Origin of the sequence: Halomonas sp. M4R1S46 (assembly GCF_025725685.1) — a bacterium.
Taxonomy (GTDB): domain Bacteria; phylum Pseudomonadota; class Gammaproteobacteria; order Pseudomonadales; family Halomonadaceae; genus Halomonas.
Genome location: NZ_CP107008.1, coordinates 3,968,121 through 3,983,642, shown reverse-complemented (window position 1 = coordinate 3,983,642; position 15,522 = coordinate 3,968,121). Strand labels below are relative to the sequence as shown.

The window sequence follows — 15,522 nt, the reverse complement described above, 5'->3', positions numbered from 1 at the left end:
GAGGAAAGAGGGAAGCTCGGCTAACCGCCGAGGAGCCGGCGCGCTAGCAGGCGTTGCATGTCGCGCCGACCATCGGCGATCAGGTAGACGATCGCCCGGTCGTCGAAGACACGATAGAGGATTCGCGTCGGCCCTTCGATCAGCTGGCGGTAGTCACGAATGCCGAGGGCCAGCAGCTCCCGGGGGTGGCTACCACGCTCGGGGAGCTCGGCCAGCTCCTGCAGGCGGTGTTCCAATCGATCCAGGACGCGACCGGCGGCGGCGGGGGAGTCATTTTCGGCGATGAAGTCATAGAGGTCGCGCAGGTCCTCGGCCGCCGAGTCCGTCAGCTGCACGCGGAAGCTCATGAATCCGCCTGGCGACGGCGCAGCTCGGAAAAGACGCTATCGGCATCCTGAACGGCGTCGCGTGCCACTTCCTGGTTGCCCAGGGCCAGGATCTTCAGCAGGGCCAGGGTTTCCTGGGTCTGCTCGAAGCTCTTGATGTCCTGCACCACCAGACGGGCCTCGCCATTCTGGGTGATGATCAGGGGCTCGCGCCGCTCGCTCAGGGACTTGGCCACCTCGGCGGCATGCGCCTTGAGGTAGCTGATCGGCTTGATGTTCTCGGAATACTTCATGGCGTAGCTCGTCGGAGGACTATGTGACCAAATTTAGTCCTTATTATTCCTGGGCACAAGATGGCCTCGGTCTCCGACTCCTTGTCGCTGCAGGGGGGGCAACGCCGCCTCCAGATGGCCAAAGCCGATGCGTTCCTGCTCCAGGCGCACCCGCTCGCCCAGTCGGTCGTCGCGCAGGGCGGTGAACAGGGCGAGCTCGGCGTCGGTCAGGCGGGTAGGGGTATGGCCCAGGCGCTTATCCAGGGGTTCCTCGCCCCACAGCGGGCGGTGGGCCAGCAGGGTGGCCTCATCCATCAGCAGCGACCGGGCCCGGGGCAGGTAGGCGCGCAGCCGGTCGAGGATGCCGAAGCCGTGAGTGTCGATATCGCCCCAGTAGTGGATCTCGACCTCCTGGAGCCAGGGCATGCGGGCCAGGGACTCCAGGCCGTAGCCGAGGCCGAAGACCACCAGGGCGCGCGGCACCTCGGGAAAGGCCAGGCCATTGGTCAGGTTCTCGGTGATGAAGACCCGCTCCACGGCGGGCCGCCAGGCGGCGAACTGCTCCACCGGCACGCTGAGGTCGCCCAGGCCGTGCAGCGACAGGGCCGGGTCGAGCAAGCGGAGCCGCACCAGCGGCGAGGGCTCGCGCAGCCCGTAGCGACGGTTGAAACCCCGCACGCCGCTTGCCTCGCAGTCGATGGCGGCCGGGGGCAGCACCGCATCGAGCAGCGAGGCGAGCAGGCCGCGACGGGCCTCGATGAACTTGGTGTCGACGCCGGGTATGTCCAGCTGGCGGAGATAGACGCCGGGGCGCGGCCGGCGCTGGAAGTGGGCGAGTACGGCCAGCAGTCGCGGCCACTCCGCGGCATGCTCGAGGGCCTTGAGCGGCTGGCGGCGCAGCCAGCCGGCCAGGCCGGGCTGGCGGGTCAGGATCTCGTCGGCCAGGGCATCGAAGCGCGCGGCCTCCTGCTGCTTGCGCAGCAGGCGCAGGGCGTCCTGGTCCTCGGGAATCTGGAGGCTGGCGGGCAGTTCGTTGCTGCCCTGGACCCGGTTGCCCTGGCGGCGAAACTCGATGATATAGCCGTAGCCCAGGGCGTCGCGGCTGCCTCCTTGCAGCGTTCGGACCCAGTCGGCCACCTCGCCGAAGCGTTGGGTGACGTCCCGGGCCGTGGGGCGGCGCAGGCGCAGCGTCAGCGGAAACAGCGGTTCGCCGTCGTCGCCGTCGGCCGGCAGGCGCGCGGCAAGGATGGCGCCGCTGTCCCAGTGGCGCTGCAGCTGGCGGCGGATGTCCTCGGGGCTGGTCCAGGCGCTCACCTCACAGGACCTCGATGTGCTCGCGGGCGGCCTTCTCCTGGCGATACTCCTCGATGCTCAGGTTGCGCAGCATCGACTGGCGGCCCTCCTCGTTGTGCACGAAGCCGACGCTGGCCACATAGGGCTCGATGATGTGGATCTTTTGCAGCGGAGTGACGATCAGCAGTTGCAGGTTGAGGCGCGCGAACAGTTCCAGGCCATAGCGGGCGGATTCGTCCGAGCCGCGGCCGAAGGCCTCGTCGATGACCACGAAGCGGAACGAGCGCGAGTGGCTCTCGCCCCACTCCAGGCCGAACTGGTAGGCCAGGCTGGCGGCCAGCACGGTGTAGGCCAGCTTCTCCTTCTGCCCGCCGGACTTGCCGCCGGCATCCGAGTAGTGCTCGTGCTCGCTGTCGTCCTCGCGCCAGCGCTCGGAGGCCGAGAACAGGAAGTGGTGGCGCACATCGGTGACCTTGAGCGTCCAGCGCCTGTCCAGCTCGGTGCTGCCTTCCCGGCCGCGGAAGCGCTCGATGATCGCCTTGACCTGCAGGAACTTGGCCTCCGAATACTGCTCGTCGTCGCTGCCGCTGAGGGCATTCTCGGTGCAGGCTCGCAGCTGCTGACGGAAGTCGCGGATCTCGGCGTCGGGGCTGGGCTCGGCGAGCAGGCGGATATAACGCCCCGGGTTGTAGTCGATGTCGTGCAGCGAGGCGTTGATGGTGGCGACACGCCCCTTGATGTCCTCGCGCTGCTGGTTGAGGAAGGCCTGGAAGCCGGCGATCTCGCGGATGGTGTTCTCGTTGAGCAGCTGCTTGAAGCGGGCCTCGAAGCGCGGCAGATCGTCGGCCTCGAGGGCGACGAGCATGGCGCGGTAGTCGTCGCCGGCGGCCAGGCTGGCGTCCACCTCCTCGGTGTCCTGCGGCCACTGGGTCATGATGTGCTGCATGGCCTTGATGATCGCCTCGCGCAGGCGGTCGAGCTGCTTCTGGCGCGCGTCGATGTCGGCCTGCAGCCAGTCGCGCATCTCGCGTTCGCGGTTGTCGCAGGACTCGACGCTGAGCTGATGCTCGCCCAGCGCCGGCTCACGCCACTCGTCGAGTCGCGCGAAGCACGCCTCGCGTCGCGCGGCGTCGAGGCTCTCCACCAGCGCCCGGGCCTCGTCGTGCTGGGCGGCGGCCGTGTCACGGCGAGTGTTCAGGCTGCCCTGCTCGCCCTGGGCCTCGGCCAGGGCGTCGTCGGTGGCCCGGCTGGCCTCGTCCAGCTCGCGGAGCTGGGCCTGGAGCAGCTTGAGCCGGTCGGAGCTGGCCTCCAGGCCACGGCGCTCGGCTTCGCACGTCTCGAGGCGCGCCGCGGGGGTGCGCCAGTCGAGCTCCTGGAAGTCGCCGAAGCCCTGCAGGCGGCTCAGGTCGCTGCGCCTTTGGCTCAGGCCGCGCTGCTCGCGCTGGACCGCGGCGACCCGCTCGGCACTGGCCTGCAGGCGGCGCTGCAGGGCAGCCGCCTCGTCCTCCAGGGCGGCGATCTTGGCCGCGTTGCTCCAGCCCAGCACGTAGCGGGTGCGATCGTCGAGGCGGTGGCGGTCGTCCTTCTCGTGACGCTCGCCGCCGGTCTTGAGCTGGCCATTGCGGGTCAGGGCGCGTTGTTCGCGGCGAAACTGGGTGAGGTCGTCGCAGCAGGCGTAGTCGAAGCGCTTGCCCAGTTCCTGCTCCAGCCAGGCGTAGTGCTCGCTGTCGGGGCGGATCGCCAGCTTGCGCACCAGCGAGGCGGGATGCAGCGACGGTGCCGCCGCCTGGGGCTCGCGCACCCGGTAGTAGACCAGCCGACCGCGCAACTGGGTACGCTCGACCCAGTCGGCGACCGCGGCGTAGTGGGCCTCCGGTACCAGCAGCGACAGCGCGAAGTTGTGCAGCACCCGTTCGGCGGCGCCCTCCCAGTCGCGGGCCTCGTCGCGCACCTGGAGCAGCTCGCCGGCGAAAGGCAGGGTGTCGGCGTCCAGGCCGGTGGCCTCGCATAGCCGTTCACGCAGAGTCAGTATCCTGGCCGGCAGGTTGGAGCGGCGCGAGCGCAGCGAGTCCAGTTCGGCATCGAGCTCGTCGTGCTGGTCCTTGAGGTGGCGCAGTTCCAGCTCGAGCTCGGTGCGCCGGTTGACCAGCGCCGTCTCGTCGTCGTCCAGCGCGTTCAGCGCCTGCTCGATGGCGGTGGCATTGGCCTGGAAGGCGTCGGCGTCCTCGGCGACCTCGAGACCCACGGCGGCGGCCAGTTCGCGGTAGTGGTCGGCGCGGCGACGACACTTGTCGCGTGCCCGGCCGAGCTCCTCGATCTCGCGGGCCAGTTGCGCCAGGCGATCGCCGCCGCTGGCGGCAATCGCCTGCTTGAGCTGGTCGCGCTGGTGGGCCTCACGGTGCCGCCGTTCCTGGAGCTCCTCGAGCCGGTTGGCCAGGCGCGCCAGTTCGCCGCCGAGTCGCTCGAGGCGGCGCTCGAGAAGGGTCGCCTTGTGGTGGGCGAAGTAGCTCTTCAGCGCCTCGCGGGCCTCGACCCGCTGCGCCTGCTGGTGCTCGAGGTCGGCGTGGCGCTCGAGGTTGGCCACCAGCGGGGTCAGCGCCTCGATCTTGCGGCGTGCCTCGAGCACCGCCGCGTGGGCGCGGTCGAGGTCGTCGAAGTGGCGGATCAGGGCGGCGATGCGCTCCTCCATGGGCAGCGCCTCGAGCATATGGGTGCGCACGAAGTCGGTGAGGTTGCCCACCGACTTCATCGATACCGTCTGGTTGAACAGCTCCATCGCCTGGTCGTTGGCGGCGCCCAGGCCGAAGCGGCGACGGAAGGCGGCGCCGTAGGGCGGGAAGCTGTCGTGCAGCTCGACGTGCGGCGTGTCGCGCAAGCGCTTGCGCAACTGCTTGAGATCGCTGCCGAAGTCATCGAAGTCGCCGGCGATGGCCAGTTCGCGGTCGGCGACCACGTAGAAGCGCTCCGGCTGACCCTTGGTGTCGGCGATCCAGAACACCTGGGCCAGGGTGACATGGGTGTCGAAGCCCTCGTTGTAGAAGTGGCCGAGGATCACCGAATAGCCGTTGTGGTCGCGCAGGCCCACCGCCTTGGCGCTGAGGCCCGCCTCGCCACGCTCGGTCTTGTAGTAGCCCAGCACATAGGAGCGCAGGCTGCGTTCCTTGGCCTCGGCGCCGGCGGCCTTGTTGTAGGTGATGCGCTGGGCGGGCACCAGCAGGGTGGTGATGGCATCGACCAGGGTCGACTTGCCGGAGCCGATGTCGCCGGTGAGCAGGGCGTTGTCGCCGCTGGCGTCCAGGCGCCAGACGCGCTGGTGGAAGGTGCCCCAGTTGTAGACCTCCAGGCGCTGCAGGCGAAAGCCGGCGCGCGCCGGGTCGGACCCGAAGTCGAATTCTCCGAGCTGCATGTCAGCGGTCTCCCTCGGCGTGCTCACGGTACTCGGCCAGGCGCTGCTCGAATTCGGCCAGCCACTGGGCGTCGACGAACGACTTGAGGATGCGGCGCACCTCGTAGCGCGGCGCCTCGCCCTTGAGGCGGCGCAGGAAGCCCAGCTCCACCACCTTGTTGATGTGGTTGTCGATGCGGTCCAGCAGCCGTGCCTCGTTGCTGGTGTCGGCCAGGAACAGCTTGAGCATCTCCTGGATCTGCTCGCGGGACAGGATCAGGCGCAGCTCGTCGCCGCCGGCGTCCTGCTCGGCGAGCTTCTTGCGCAGCAGCGCCAGCAACAGGCTGACGGGGTAGCTGAGCGGCTGGCGGCGCACCAGACGCGGCAAGTCATCCGCCTCGTCGTCCGCGGCCTTCTGGCTCAGGTAGGCATGGCCCTCGGCCTCGTCGAGCATCAGCGTCAGGCCCAGCGGGGCGATATGGTCGCGAATGCGCGCCTGGTGGTCGAGCAGGTCCTGCCACTGGCCGGGGGCGCGGTCCTGATAGAGCACGCCCTTGAACAGGGCGATCAGCACCAGCGAGAAGCGCCGCTCGCCGGCGTCCGGGCTGGCGTCGCGGGACGGATCGTGAAAATCGTTCATTCAGTGAGCGCCCCCTGGCGGGTGAAGATGACGCGCGGCAGGCGGGCGCGACGCCAGCGGCCGCGGTCGTCCTGCCATTCGAGCTGCTGGGGATGGTCGTCGTCGAGCAGTCCCTGGCCGCCTTCGGTGGCGATGGCCAGCCAGGCGACCAGTTCCGCCAACCCCTGGCGCAGAGGTTCCTCGTCGAGCAGCTCGGCGAGACCGACCTGGTCGCGGGTCTGCAGGGCGCGGCGCACCCGGGCGCGCAGCCGCTCCTTGTCGACATGGTGCTGGTCGAACAGCGCCGCTGCCTCGATGGCCTCGTCGCCGCTGGCCAGCCGCTCGGCGGCGATGCGCGGCTTGAGCGGCGGCGTGAACAGCGGCCGTTCCATGGGCAGCTCGAGGTGGGGCGCCGGCTCGTCGATGGCCATCGGCTCCCCCCGGGGCGGGGCGTCGCGCAGTGCCAGGGCGTGGCGTTCGACGTCGCGCAGGATGGCCATGATGCGGCGATTCTCCAGCCAGCCCTGGTCGTCCAGGTAGCGGCGGAGCTGTTCGGAGAGCCGGGCCACGGTGCGTTGGGCGACCTCGCTGGCGGTCAGCCAGTCGTAATGGATGCGGGCCAGGCGAGGGTCGGGCGCCATTTCCGCCACGGGCTCGAGGGTCAGGATGCGTTCGAGCAGTTCGGTGAGTTCCTCCTGGCGGGCCGGCGACATCAGGAAGTCCCAGAAGGCGTGGAAGCTGCGTCCCTGGTCGGAGTCGCGGATGGCGTCGTGGTCGCCGAAGATCTCCTCCAGCAGTTCGCCCTTGCCGCCTTCCCAGGTGGCGATGCGCTCGCGCACCTCGCGGTCGAGATCGCGGAAATTCTGCTCCACCTGGCGGAAGTCGGCCAGCAGCGCGCGGGCGGTGTCGGTCATCTGCTGGAAGCGCTCGCGCAGGGCGGTGGCGTCCATCAGCGTCAGGTGGCCGGCGCGGATCTCGGCGATCTCGGCATCGAGGGCATCGCGGCGCCGCTCCAGTTCGCGGATGCGCGCCTCGGGGTCGGTCTCGTTGCCCTGGTCGATCTCGCGCAGCAGCTCGAAAACCTGCTTGAGGCGTGACTCCGCGCCGATGAACTGGCGCTGCTCGAGTCCCGCCAGCCAGTGCAGGGCCTGCTCGGCGGCCGGTGTTAGATCGAAGTGCGGCTCGTCGCCCTCGGCGGGGTAGTACTTGCGCAGCCAGCGATGGCGGTCGTCGGCCCATTCGTTGAGGTAGGCCAGTGCTTCGCGCGGGAAGGGGTCGTCGTCGAGGCGCTGGCGCAGGTGATACAGCCAGTCGTCGAGCTGGGCGGCCAACGGCTGTTCCGCCATGCTGCGCACATTGGGCGCGATGAAGGCGCGGTAGAGGAAACCGATCACCATGGGGGCGTGTTCGGCGCGCAGCAACGTCCAGGCCGGGTGGCCGCGGCGTAATTGCTGGAGGTGGTCGAAGTCCAGGGCGTGGGTCATGACTCGCAGGATACCGCGTGGCGGCCGCCACTCCCAAGCCGCCAAGCGGCGAGTCGTAGGTCGGAAAAGCGAGCCCGCGTGCGCATCCGACGAGCCAGCCGCATGCCGGATGCGCTCGCTTCGCGGGCTTATCCGGCCTACTCGCCGCGCTCGAGCGGTGCGGTGCGCGCCTCGAGCCAGACCAGGGCCTCGCCCTCGAGCCTGGGGGCGAGGCGCTCGCGGACCTCGGCGTGGTAGGCGTCGAGCCAGTCGGCCTCGGCGGGGTCGAGCAGCTCGACGTCGATGGGCCGGGTGTCGATGGGGCACAGGGTCAGCGTCTCGAAGCGCAGGAAGTCGCCGAACTCGCTCTCCGCGGCGGGGCGGTTGGCGGCCAGGTTCTCGATGCGGATGCCCCACTGGCCCGGGCGGTACACGCCGGGCTCGATGGAGGTGATCATCCCCGGCTGCATGGCGGTATGCGGCGCGGGCGGCGCGTACCAGGCGATCACCTGGGGCCCCTCGTGGACGTTGAGGAAGTAGCCCACCCCGTGGCCGGTGCCGTGGCCGTAGTCGCGGCCGCTGGCCCACAGCGGCGCCCGGGCGATGGCGTCGAGCTGCGGCGAGGGGATGCCCCGCGGGAAGTGCGCCCGGGACAGGGCGATGGTGCCCTTGAGCACCCGGGTGTAGTCCTCGCGCTGGGCCTGGGAGAGGGTGCCCACCGGCACGACGCGGGTGATGTCGGTGGTGCCGCCGTAATACTGGCCGCCGGAGTCGATCAGCAGCAGGCCGTCGCCGGCGATGGTGGCATGGGCCTGCGGGGTGGCGTGGTAGTGGGGCAGGGCGCCGTTGGCATTGAAGGCGGCGATGGTGCCGAAGCTGCGGCTGACGAAGCCGGGGCGACGGGCACGGGCGGCGGTCAGCCGCTCGTCGACGGTCAGCTCGCTGATCGTCTCGCCGCGCGCTAGCGCGTCCTCCAGCCAGGCGAAGAACTCGCACAGGGCGGCGCCGTCCTCCGCCATGACCTCGCGCACATGGGCCAGCTCGGCCTCGCTCTTGCGGCCCTTGGCCAGGGTGCTGGGCTGGTAGGCCTCGACCAGGGTCACGCCCTCGGGCAGTGCCTGGCGGGTGCCCAGGGTCAGCTTGGCCGGGTCGAGCAGCACCCGGGTCCCGCTGGCCAGCGCGCCGAGCCGGCGCTGCCAGTCGGCATAGTCCGCGACCTCGATGCCGTCGGCGGCCAGCGCCTCGGCCAGGTCGTCGCCCAGCTTGCCCGGGGCGACGAACAGCGTGGCCGTCTCGCGGCCCACCAGCAGGTGGGCGAGGAATACCGGGTTGAACTCGACGTCGGCGCCGCGCAGCTGGGTCAGCCAGGCGATGTCGTCCAGCGTCGAGATCGGGTGCCAGTCGGCGCCGTGCTCGGCCATGGCCGCGCGGACCCGGGCCAGGCGCTCGCCGCGGGATTCGTCGAGATAGGCGGCCGGATGGGCGTAGAGGGGGGCCTCGGGCAGCGCCGGGCGCGCCGGCCAGATGGCATCGAGCAGGTCCCGGTCGCCGCGCAGGCGGATGCCCGCCGGAGCCAGGTGGGCTTCCAGCCGGCGGGCATTGGCCAGCGATACCACGTCGGCGTCGAAGCCCAGGGTCGCGCCCTCGTCGAGCCGCTCGGCCAGCCAGCGCATCGGGGCGTCGGCCTGGCCGGGCTGGAGCTTCATCAGCGCGATGCCGCTGCCGGCCAGTTGTGCCTCGGCCTGCACCCAGTAGCGGCTGTCGACCCACAGCCCGGCGGCCTCCCGGGTGACCACCAGGGTGCCCGCCGAGCCGTCGAAGCCCGACAACCAGGCGCGGCCGGCCCAGTGCGCCGGCAGGTACTCGGAGTTGTGCGGGTCGGAGGACGGCAGCCACCAGGCATCGATGGCGTGTTCGCGCATGGCCTCGCGCAGGGCGGCGAGGCGGGCCGCGGGGGTGGGATCGGCGTCGCGGGACATAGCGGGCTCCGGTGGGGGGTGGACGGTGCCGGGCCGGCCGCACGGCCGGCCCCGGGGGAGGATCGGCTCGCCCCGGTATGGGAACAGCGATGATCGCCCGATTCCAGCGCGATGGCAAAGTGCCGTGGCCCGGTGACAGAATGGGGGCCTCAAGGAGGAAAGCCCATGACGCAGATGACCTGGGAGCGGCTGCTCGACCCGGCCCGGCTCCATGACCGGCGCGGCGTGGCCCGCGACGAGGTCGGTCGCAGCCCCTTTCACAAGGACCACGACCGCATCGTCTTCGCCGGTTCCTTTCGCCGCCTGGGCCGCAAGACCCAGGTGCATCCCCTCACCGACAACGACCATATCCACACCCGCCTGACGCACTCCCTGGAGGTGGGCTGCGTGGGCCGCTCGCTGGGCATGAGCGTCGGCGAGGAGCTGCGTCATCGGCTGCCGGCGTGGATCACCCCGGCGGACCTGGGGGTGATCGTCCAGGCCGCCTGCCTGGGGCACGACATCGGCAACCCGCCCTTCGGTCATGCCGGCGAGTACGCCATCCGCGACTGGTTCACCCGGGCCGAGGGCGACGGCAGCGGCCTGCTCGACGGGCTCACCGACGCCGAGCGGGCCGACCTGCTCACTTACGAGGGCAATGCCCAGGGCTTTCGCATCGTCACCCAGATCGAGTACAACCAGTTTCGCGGTGGCATGCGCCTCACCGCCGCGACGCTCGGCACCCTGCTCAAGTACCCCTGGACGGTGGAGCACGGCGGCAGTGCCGGCAAGTTCGGCTGCTACCAGAGCGAGGTGTCGCTGCTGGCCGAGGTGGCGGGTCGCCTGGGGCTGCTGCCCCAGGGCGACAACCGCTGGTGCCGGCATCCCCTGGCCTGGCTGGTGGAGGCGGCCGACGACATCTGCTATGCGCTGCTGGACCTGGAGGACGGCCTGGAGATGGGCATCCTGGGCTTCGACGAGGTGGCCGAGGTGCTGATCCAGATCGCCGGCGGCGACCCCCCGGACTATGCCGCCATGCAGCAGCAGGGCGTCTCCCAGCGGCGCCGGGTCGCCGCCCTGCGCGGGGCGGCCATGGAGCGTGCGGTCACCGACGTGAGCCAGGTGTTCGTTCAGCACGAGGGCGAGCTGCTCGGCGGGCGCCTCGACAACGACCTGCTGGAACTCTGCCACCCGGACCTGGACTGGGGGGTGAAGGCCGCCAAGCAACTGGCCCGCGAGCGCATCTTCCGCAACGAGCGCAAGGCCAAGCTGGAGATCGGTGCCTACACCACCCTGGGTATCCTGCTCGAGGCCTTCATCGGCGCCGCTCATGAGCTTCACCACTCCGGCGCCTCGACCTTCAAGCACCAGCGGGTGCTGGCGCTGATCGGCGAGAACACCCCGCGGCCTTCCTGGTCGCTCTACGACAGCTACCGGCGCATGCTCGACTTCATCGGCGGCATGACCGACCACTATGCGGTGGACCTGGCGCAGGAGATGGGCGGGCGGTTGAAGGCGGACTGAGCCCGGGCCCCTCGGTCAGGCGGTCAGCTGCAGCGGCGGCTCCCCGTCGGGATCGCGGTCGTCGTCGCCGATACCCAGCACGCGCTGGATGGCGGCGCCGATGCGTCGACTGCTGTCGCGGATGCCCTGGTTGCCGAACAGGCGGTTGAACTCGAAGACGTAGGGATGGCCGTCGACCATGGCGATGTCGAAGCCGGCGTGGTCGAGGTCGAGCGCCCGAGCCAGCCGCCGGGCCAGCGCGATGGCCGCCTCGGGAATGGCCGCGTGGCTGACGCGCCCGCCCTGGCTGACGTTGGCCCGGTAGTCGCCGAGGGGCGTGACCCGCCAGTAGGCGGCGATCACCTCGCCGCCGACCAGCACGATGCGCAGGTCGCGGTCGATGGGCAGCCGTTGCTGGGCGTAGAGGACCGTTTCCGTCGTCACGTGCTCGAGCAGCGCGTGCCGGGAGGCGATCAGGCTCACGCCCTCGCCCATGGCGCTCTTGATGCGCTTGGCGATGAAGGGATAGCCGAAGCGGGCCTCGACATGGTCGAGAGAGGCCCGGGAGGTGCCGAGGATCTCGGTGGGCGGCACGTGTTCCGGGCACAGCGCCAGGAAGGCCCGGGTCTGCTCGACCTTGTTGTGGCCCAGGTGGTAGCAGGCCAGGCTCGGGAAGATCCGCTTGCCGAGCCCGTAGACCAGGCTGTTGACCTGCCAGTATTCGGGGAACAGCAGCCAGTCGGCCTGGCGGATCTCCTCGAGGTGATCGTACATGCGCTCGGGCTTGATATAGCGCACGCCCGGGATGCCGAGGGTGCGAAAAACGTCGAACGTGATGAGTTTCATGGTTGTGAAAAGGCCATCTCCAGAGAAGCGCGCGGATTATTATCCGCCTTTCCGCCCCTGGCAAGCGTTATCGTCGCCCCGGGGCCGCGGCGTCCTGCTGGCGCTGCTGCTGGGCTGGCTCGTCGCGGTCGGCGGGGTGGCCCGGGCCGAGGTGCCGGCCCTCGCGGCCGAGGGCGTCGGTCACTACACCCTGGCCCTGACCTGGCACCCCGGCTTCTGCGCCACCCGCTCCCGGCCGCCCCGGGAGTGTCGCGAGCCGTCTCTGCGCCGCGGGGCAGAGGACGGCTTCGTGCTGCATGGGCTCTGGCCCTCGCTGCCGGCGCGCTTGCGTGCGCAAGGCGTGGCGCGGCGGCGCTGGTGGCGGGAGGGCTGCTTCCTCGAGAGGCCACGGCCGGATGGCGGCTTCTGCCGGGCCCATCCGCCGCTGGCGCTGCCCGAGGCCCAGGGGGACGCGCTCGACCGGGCGATGCCCGGCCGCGCCAGCTGTCTCGACCGCTACCAGTACGCCAAGCATGCCGCCTGCCTCGGAATCGCGGCCGAAGACCTCTTCGCTACGGCGCTGGCCATGGTGGCGGCGGTCAATGCCAGCGCCTTCGCCGACTTCGTCAGCGTCCATCGGGGCGGTGAGGTGAGGCGCAACGACCTGATCGGCGCCTTCGAGGCCGCCTTCGGCGAGGGCACGGGCCGGGCGTTGCGCCTCGAGTGTCGCGGGCGGGGGCGGCGTCGGCTGACCGAGGTGCGCATCGGCATCGACGCTGAGGCCCTGGCGCGGTTTCCCGACGCCGGGAGCCTGGTGCGGCTGGATCGCGGCGACTGTCCCCGCCGCGTGGGGATCGCGGCCTTCGACTGAGGCCGGCCCTAGTCCGCGAGACTAGGGGCCGCGTGGCGGTGCAGGGCGCCGATCACCGCCTCATGGGTGGCATCGTCGAGCTCACCGACCCGCTGGCCGGCGAGCCGCTCCGCCAGGGCCTCGCCGCTGACCACCAGCAGGTCGCTCGCGGCGCCGTCCGTATCGATCCGCCAGCCCGGCAGGGCCAGCACCCCCTGCACCGGCACCGTCCGGCCCACCTCCTTCTCCAGCCAGACGCCCAGCCAGCGCACGGCGCGCCGGGTCTCGTCCAGCGGGCGTCGCTCGAACCCGCCGGGGAAGCGTAGCCGTTCGCGTTCCACGGTGACCCGGTTGTCCTCCTCGCCGGACGGCGTCACGGCCGGCGTGCGGGCGCGGGTCTCGATGGCGAAGACGCCGTGGGGCGTCACCGCCACATGGTCCAGGGTGTCGTCGCCGCCGGGCACGTCGTGGAAGACGACGTAGGGGTGGGACTCGGGGCGGATCATCCGCTCGAGCTCCTGGCCCACCGCCAGTTCGCAGGCCAGCCCCAGCTTGAGGCGCCGGATGCGCTGGAAGTCGCGGATCAGCCGGAAGCAGAACACCAGCACCAGTGCCGTGGAGAGGGCGCCATAGAAGGTCCACTCGAGCCAGTTCTGCTCGCTGGCGAACAGCATGCGGCCCATGCCGTAGACCAGTGGCGCCAGTGTGACGATGGGCCCCAGGGCGCCGTTCAGGAAGAGCCCGGCGAAGGCCCGGTCGAGGCGGTCGCGCAGCGATTGCCCGGGTTCGCGCAGCGGATGGGCATCGAAGGGGGAGCTCACGCGGGCGTCGTGGAGGTTGCGCAGCGCCACCACGATCACCGCGCACGCCGCCAGGGGAAACAGGAAGATCAGGGGGAGCAGGTATTCCAGCCAGGCCATCGGGTATCCTTGCCCGTGGGGTATCCTGCCCATTCTAGACAACCTTGCCCCCCGGGGGCCATGCTCGGTTCGTGCGAGGGGCGAGGAGTAAGGAGTGAGGTGTAAGGAGCCGCCAAGCACCGAGGAGTGAGGGCGAGGTATGAGGAGCGAGATAAGCGGCATCGCGGCACTGGCGCACTTCGTGGCGCGCACGCCCCGGCTCGCCGTGCTCAGCGGGGCGGGCATCAGTACCGCCAGCGGCATCCCCGACTATCGCGACGACCACGGCGACTGGAAGCGCTCGCCGCCCATGCAACACCAGGTATTCATGGCCAGCCATGCCGCCCGGCAGCGCTACTGGGCGCGGGCCTTGATCGGCTTTCGGACCCTGCAGCAGGCCGAACCCAATGCCGCCCATCGGGCCCTGGCCCGGCTCGAGGCGGCGGGGCGGGTCGGCGGGGTGATCACCCAGAACGTCGATGGCCTGCATCGGCGGGCCGGCTCGCGGCGGGTGATCGACCTGCATGGTCGGGCCGATGTGGTGCGCTGTATGGGCTGCGGGGCGACGCGGATGCGCCACGACCTGCACGCCGAACTGGCCCGCCGCAACCCGGCCTGGCTGGAGGCCGGCGCCCGGGCCGGTCCGGACGGCGATGCCGACCTCGAGGCCGACTTCGGCGACTTCCAGGTGCCGGCCTGCACGCGCTGCGGGGACGGCATCTGGAAGCCCGACGTGGTGTTCTTCGGCGACAGCGTGCCCAAGGCACGGGTAGCCGAGGCCTTCGCCCTGCTGGACGACTGCCGGGGCCTGCTGGTGGTGGGGTCCTCGCTGATGGTCTATTCCGGCTTCCGCTTCGCCCGGGCGGCCGCGAAGGCCGGCAAGCCCGTGGCCTGTCTCAACCTGGGGCGCACCCGGGCCGACGACCTCTACGCCCTCAAGGTGGCGACCCGCGCCGAGGCGGGGCTGACCGCGCTGGTCGACGCCCTGGAAGGGGACCCTAGCCGCCGGCCAGCTTGACCTTGAACCCTCTCCTTTCCAGCTCGTCCTTGAGCATCTCGCGCTGGTCGCCCTGGATCTCGATCACCCCCTCCTTGAGGGCGCCGCCGGTGCCGCAGCGCTTCTTGAGCGCCTTGGCCAGCGCCTTGAGCTCGTCGGCCTTGAGCGGCACGCCCTCGACCAGGGTCACCCCCTTACCCTTGCGTCCCTTGGTCTCGCGACGCAGGCGCACGATACCGTCCAGGCCCGCCAGGCGATCCTCCTCGGCGGTTTCGGCGCAGCGGCAGTCGGCAAGCGGCTGGCGACAGTCGGGGCAGATGTCGCCGTGCTCGGTGGAGTAGACCAGGCCGCGCAGCTGGTCCTGCAGGGATGCCATGGGGTCTCCTGGGTCATGTGAATGAGCCCCGATGATACGAGGGCAGAGGTTAGCGGTCGATCCAGTCGATGAAGATCGCGAAGAGTTCGGCCTGGGAGCTCACCGCGAACTTGGCGTAGAGGTTCTTGCGGTGCATGCGGACCGTCTCCGGCGAGATGTCGAGTGCCCGGGCGCTGGACTTGGCTGAGTGACCGCGCAGCAGCAGCCGGCACACCTGCTGCTCGCGTTCGGTGAGGCGATCGGCGCCGAAGCGCTGGAAGGCGCCGCGAAGGCGGTCGGTGAGCGGGTTCGGCGAGGCGTCGGCCGGCGGCGTGTCGGCGGTCTGCCAGTGGCGGTGCCCCAGGGCGAGGACCATCGGCGCCAGGGCGCGCAGGGTGTCCAGTTCCGGCCGGGTGAAGGGCGTGGCGCTCAGGCCGTGGTAGAGGCAGAGGGAAATGCGCTGCCCCGGCGCCAGGTCGAGCAGGAAGTAGCAGTCCTCCACCGAGCCCGCCTCCAGGTAGTAGACCCGGTAGTATTCGCTGTGGAAGAAGTCGTCCGGGGCGATCTCGGCCAGGTGGTGGAAGCCCTCGCCAAGCCCCTGGTCGACGGCCAGGCAGAAGGGGTCGAGCAGGTAGCCGCGGGAGAAGTAGCGGCCGAGGATCCGGTCGCGGTCCTCGGGCGGGATGCCGCGCTGGTACAGCAGCCGGGGCGCCTGGCGGGCGTCCTCCAGGATCACCAGGGCCGATTCGGTGGGTACCAGGCTGTCGATGGCCGCGA

General features: G+C 70.6%; 14 protein-coding genes. 3 read left to right on the top strand and 11 right to left on the bottom strand.

Going from position 1 to position 15,522, the window contains the following annotated elements; translation table 11 throughout:
- Positions 1–20: 20 nt before the first annotated feature.
- From OCT48_RS18410 to OCT48_RS18380, 7 genes are all read right to left on the bottom strand, one after another.
- A complete protein-coding gene (locus OCT48_RS18410) occupies positions 21–347 on the bottom strand; it encodes a type II toxin-antitoxin system RelE/ParE family toxin (protein WP_263590577.1) in 327 nt (108 codons plus the stop codon).
- Complete coding sequence (locus OCT48_RS18405) at positions 344–619, bottom strand: type II toxin-antitoxin system Phd/YefM family antitoxin (protein ID WP_263590576.1); 276 nt, start codon at positions 617–619, stop codon at positions 344–346. The genes OCT48_RS18410 and OCT48_RS18405 overlap by 4 nt, the downstream gene beginning before the upstream one ends.
- 33 nt (positions 620–652) lie before the next feature.
- Positions 653–1,912, bottom strand: coding sequence for a Wadjet anti-phage system protein JetD domain-containing protein (locus OCT48_RS18400; RefSeq protein ID WP_263590575.1), 1,260 nt, complete (start codon positions 1,910–1,912; stop codon positions 653–655).
- A gap of 1 nt (position 1,913) precedes the next feature.
- Entirely contained in the window at positions 1,914–5,297 is a 3,384-nt protein-coding gene (locus tag OCT48_RS18395; RefSeq protein ID WP_263590574.1) for an ATP-binding protein, read from the bottom strand.
- A 1-nt stretch (position 5,298) separates the two neighbouring features.
- Positions 5,299–5,916, bottom strand: a complete 618-nt coding sequence (locus OCT48_RS18390; protein WP_263590573.1) for a DUF4194 domain-containing protein — start codon at positions 5,914–5,916, stop codon at positions 5,299–5,301.
- On the bottom strand, positions 5,913–7,379 hold the full coding sequence (locus OCT48_RS18385; protein ID WP_263590572.1) for a DUF3375 domain-containing protein: 1,467 nt from the start codon (positions 7,377–7,379) through the stop codon (positions 5,913–5,915). Before OCT48_RS18385 ends, OCT48_RS18390 begins: the two co-directional genes overlap by 4 nt.
- Positions 7,380–7,516: 137 nt before the next feature.
- The gene (locus tag OCT48_RS18380) at positions 7,517–9,337 is read right to left on the bottom strand and encodes an aminopeptidase P family protein (protein ID WP_263590571.1); all 1,821 of its coding nucleotides are present in this window, start codon (positions 9,335–9,337) and stop codon (positions 7,517–7,519) included.
- A 165-nt stretch (positions 9,338–9,502) separates the two neighbouring features.
- On the opposite strand from OCT48_RS18380, the gene OCT48_RS18375 reads away from it, so the two are divergent.
- On the top strand, positions 9,503–10,840 hold the full coding sequence (locus OCT48_RS18375) for a deoxyguanosinetriphosphate triphosphohydrolase (protein ID WP_263590570.1): 1,338 nt from the start codon (positions 9,503–9,505) through the stop codon (positions 10,838–10,840).
- A gap of 15 nt (positions 10,841–10,855) precedes the next feature.
- Here the strand turns inward: OCT48_RS18375 and OCT48_RS18370 are convergent, their stop codons facing one another.
- Positions 10,856–11,665, bottom strand: a complete 810-nt coding sequence (locus OCT48_RS18370) for an ATP-grasp domain-containing protein (protein ID WP_263590569.1) — start codon at positions 11,663–11,665, stop codon at positions 10,856–10,858.
- A gap of 4 nt (positions 11,666–11,669) precedes the next feature.
- On the opposite strand from OCT48_RS18370, the gene OCT48_RS18365 reads away from it, so the two are divergent.
- Positions 11,670–12,515 (top strand): ribonuclease I, encoded by an 846-nt coding sequence (locus OCT48_RS18365; protein WP_263590568.1) that lies wholly within the window; start codon positions 11,670–11,672, stop codon positions 12,513–12,515.
- An 8-nt stretch (positions 12,516–12,523) separates the two neighbouring features.
- On the opposite strand, the gene OCT48_RS18360 is transcribed toward OCT48_RS18365, so the two are convergent.
- Entirely contained in the window at positions 12,524–13,414 is an 891-nt protein-coding gene (locus OCT48_RS18360) for a nuclease-related domain-containing protein (protein ID WP_263590567.1), read from the bottom strand.
- Positions 13,415–13,553: 139 nt separating this feature from the next.
- Here OCT48_RS18360 and OCT48_RS18355 point away from each other — a divergent pair, with 139 nt between their 5' ends.
- The gene (locus OCT48_RS18355) at positions 13,554–14,411 is read left to right on the top strand and encodes an NAD-dependent protein deacetylase (RefSeq protein ID WP_263590566.1); all 858 of its coding nucleotides are present in this window, start codon (positions 13,554–13,556) and stop codon (positions 14,409–14,411) included.
- Here OCT48_RS18355 and OCT48_RS18350 read toward each other — a convergent pair.
- Together OCT48_RS18350 and OCT48_RS18345 are read right to left on the bottom strand one after the other, a co-directional pair.
- A complete protein-coding gene (locus OCT48_RS18350; protein ID WP_263590565.1) occupies positions 14,392–14,766 on the bottom strand; it encodes a translation initiation factor Sui1 in 375 nt (124 codons plus the stop codon). The two genes, OCT48_RS18355 and OCT48_RS18350, sit on opposite strands and share 20 nt — an antisense overlap.
- A 49-nt stretch (positions 14,767–14,815) precedes the next feature.
- A complete protein-coding gene (locus OCT48_RS18345; protein ID WP_263590564.1) occupies positions 14,816–15,481 on the bottom strand; it encodes a helix-turn-helix transcriptional regulator in 666 nt (221 codons plus the stop codon).
- Between the last annotated feature and the right edge of the window lie 41 nt (positions 15,482–15,522).

Coding starts and splice junctions, on each gene's coding strand:
- OCT48_RS18355 (WP_263590566.1), top strand. CDS start 13,554: ATGAGGAGCGAGATAAGCGGCATCGCGGCACTGGCGCACTTCGTGGCG.
- OCT48_RS18350 (WP_263590565.1), bottom strand. CDS start 14,766: ATGGCATCCCTGCAGGACCAGCTGCGCGGCCTGGTCTACTCCACCGAG.
- OCT48_RS18380 (WP_263590571.1), bottom strand. CDS start 9,337: ATGTCCCGCGACGCCGATCCCACCCCCGCGGCCCGCCTCGCCGCCCTG.
- OCT48_RS18395 (WP_263590574.1), bottom strand. CDS start 5,297: ATGCAGCTCGGAGAATTCGACTTCGGGTCCGACCCGGCGCGCGCCGGC.
- OCT48_RS18410 (WP_263590577.1), bottom strand. CDS start 347: ATGAGCTTCCGCGTGCAGCTGACGGACTCGGCGGCCGAGGACCTGCGC.
- OCT48_RS18370 (WP_263590569.1), bottom strand. CDS start 11,665: ATGAAACTCATCACGTTCGACGTTTTTCGCACCCTCGGCATCCCGGGC.
- OCT48_RS18385 (WP_263590572.1), bottom strand. CDS start 7,379: ATGACCCACGCCCTGGACTTCGACCACCTCCAGCAATTACGCCGCGGC.
- OCT48_RS18375 (WP_263590570.1), top strand. CDS start 9,503: ATGACGCAGATGACCTGGGAGCGGCTGCTCGACCCGGCCCGGCTCCAT.
- OCT48_RS18360 (WP_263590567.1), bottom strand. CDS start 13,414: ATGGCCTGGCTGGAATACCTGCTCCCCCTGATCTTCCTGTTTCCCCTG.
- OCT48_RS18390 (WP_263590573.1), bottom strand. CDS start 5,916: ATGAACGATTTTCACGATCCGTCCCGCGACGCCAGCCCGGACGCCGGC.
- OCT48_RS18405 (WP_263590576.1), bottom strand. CDS start 619: ATGAAGTATTCCGAGAACATCAAGCCGATCAGCTACCTCAAGGCGCAT.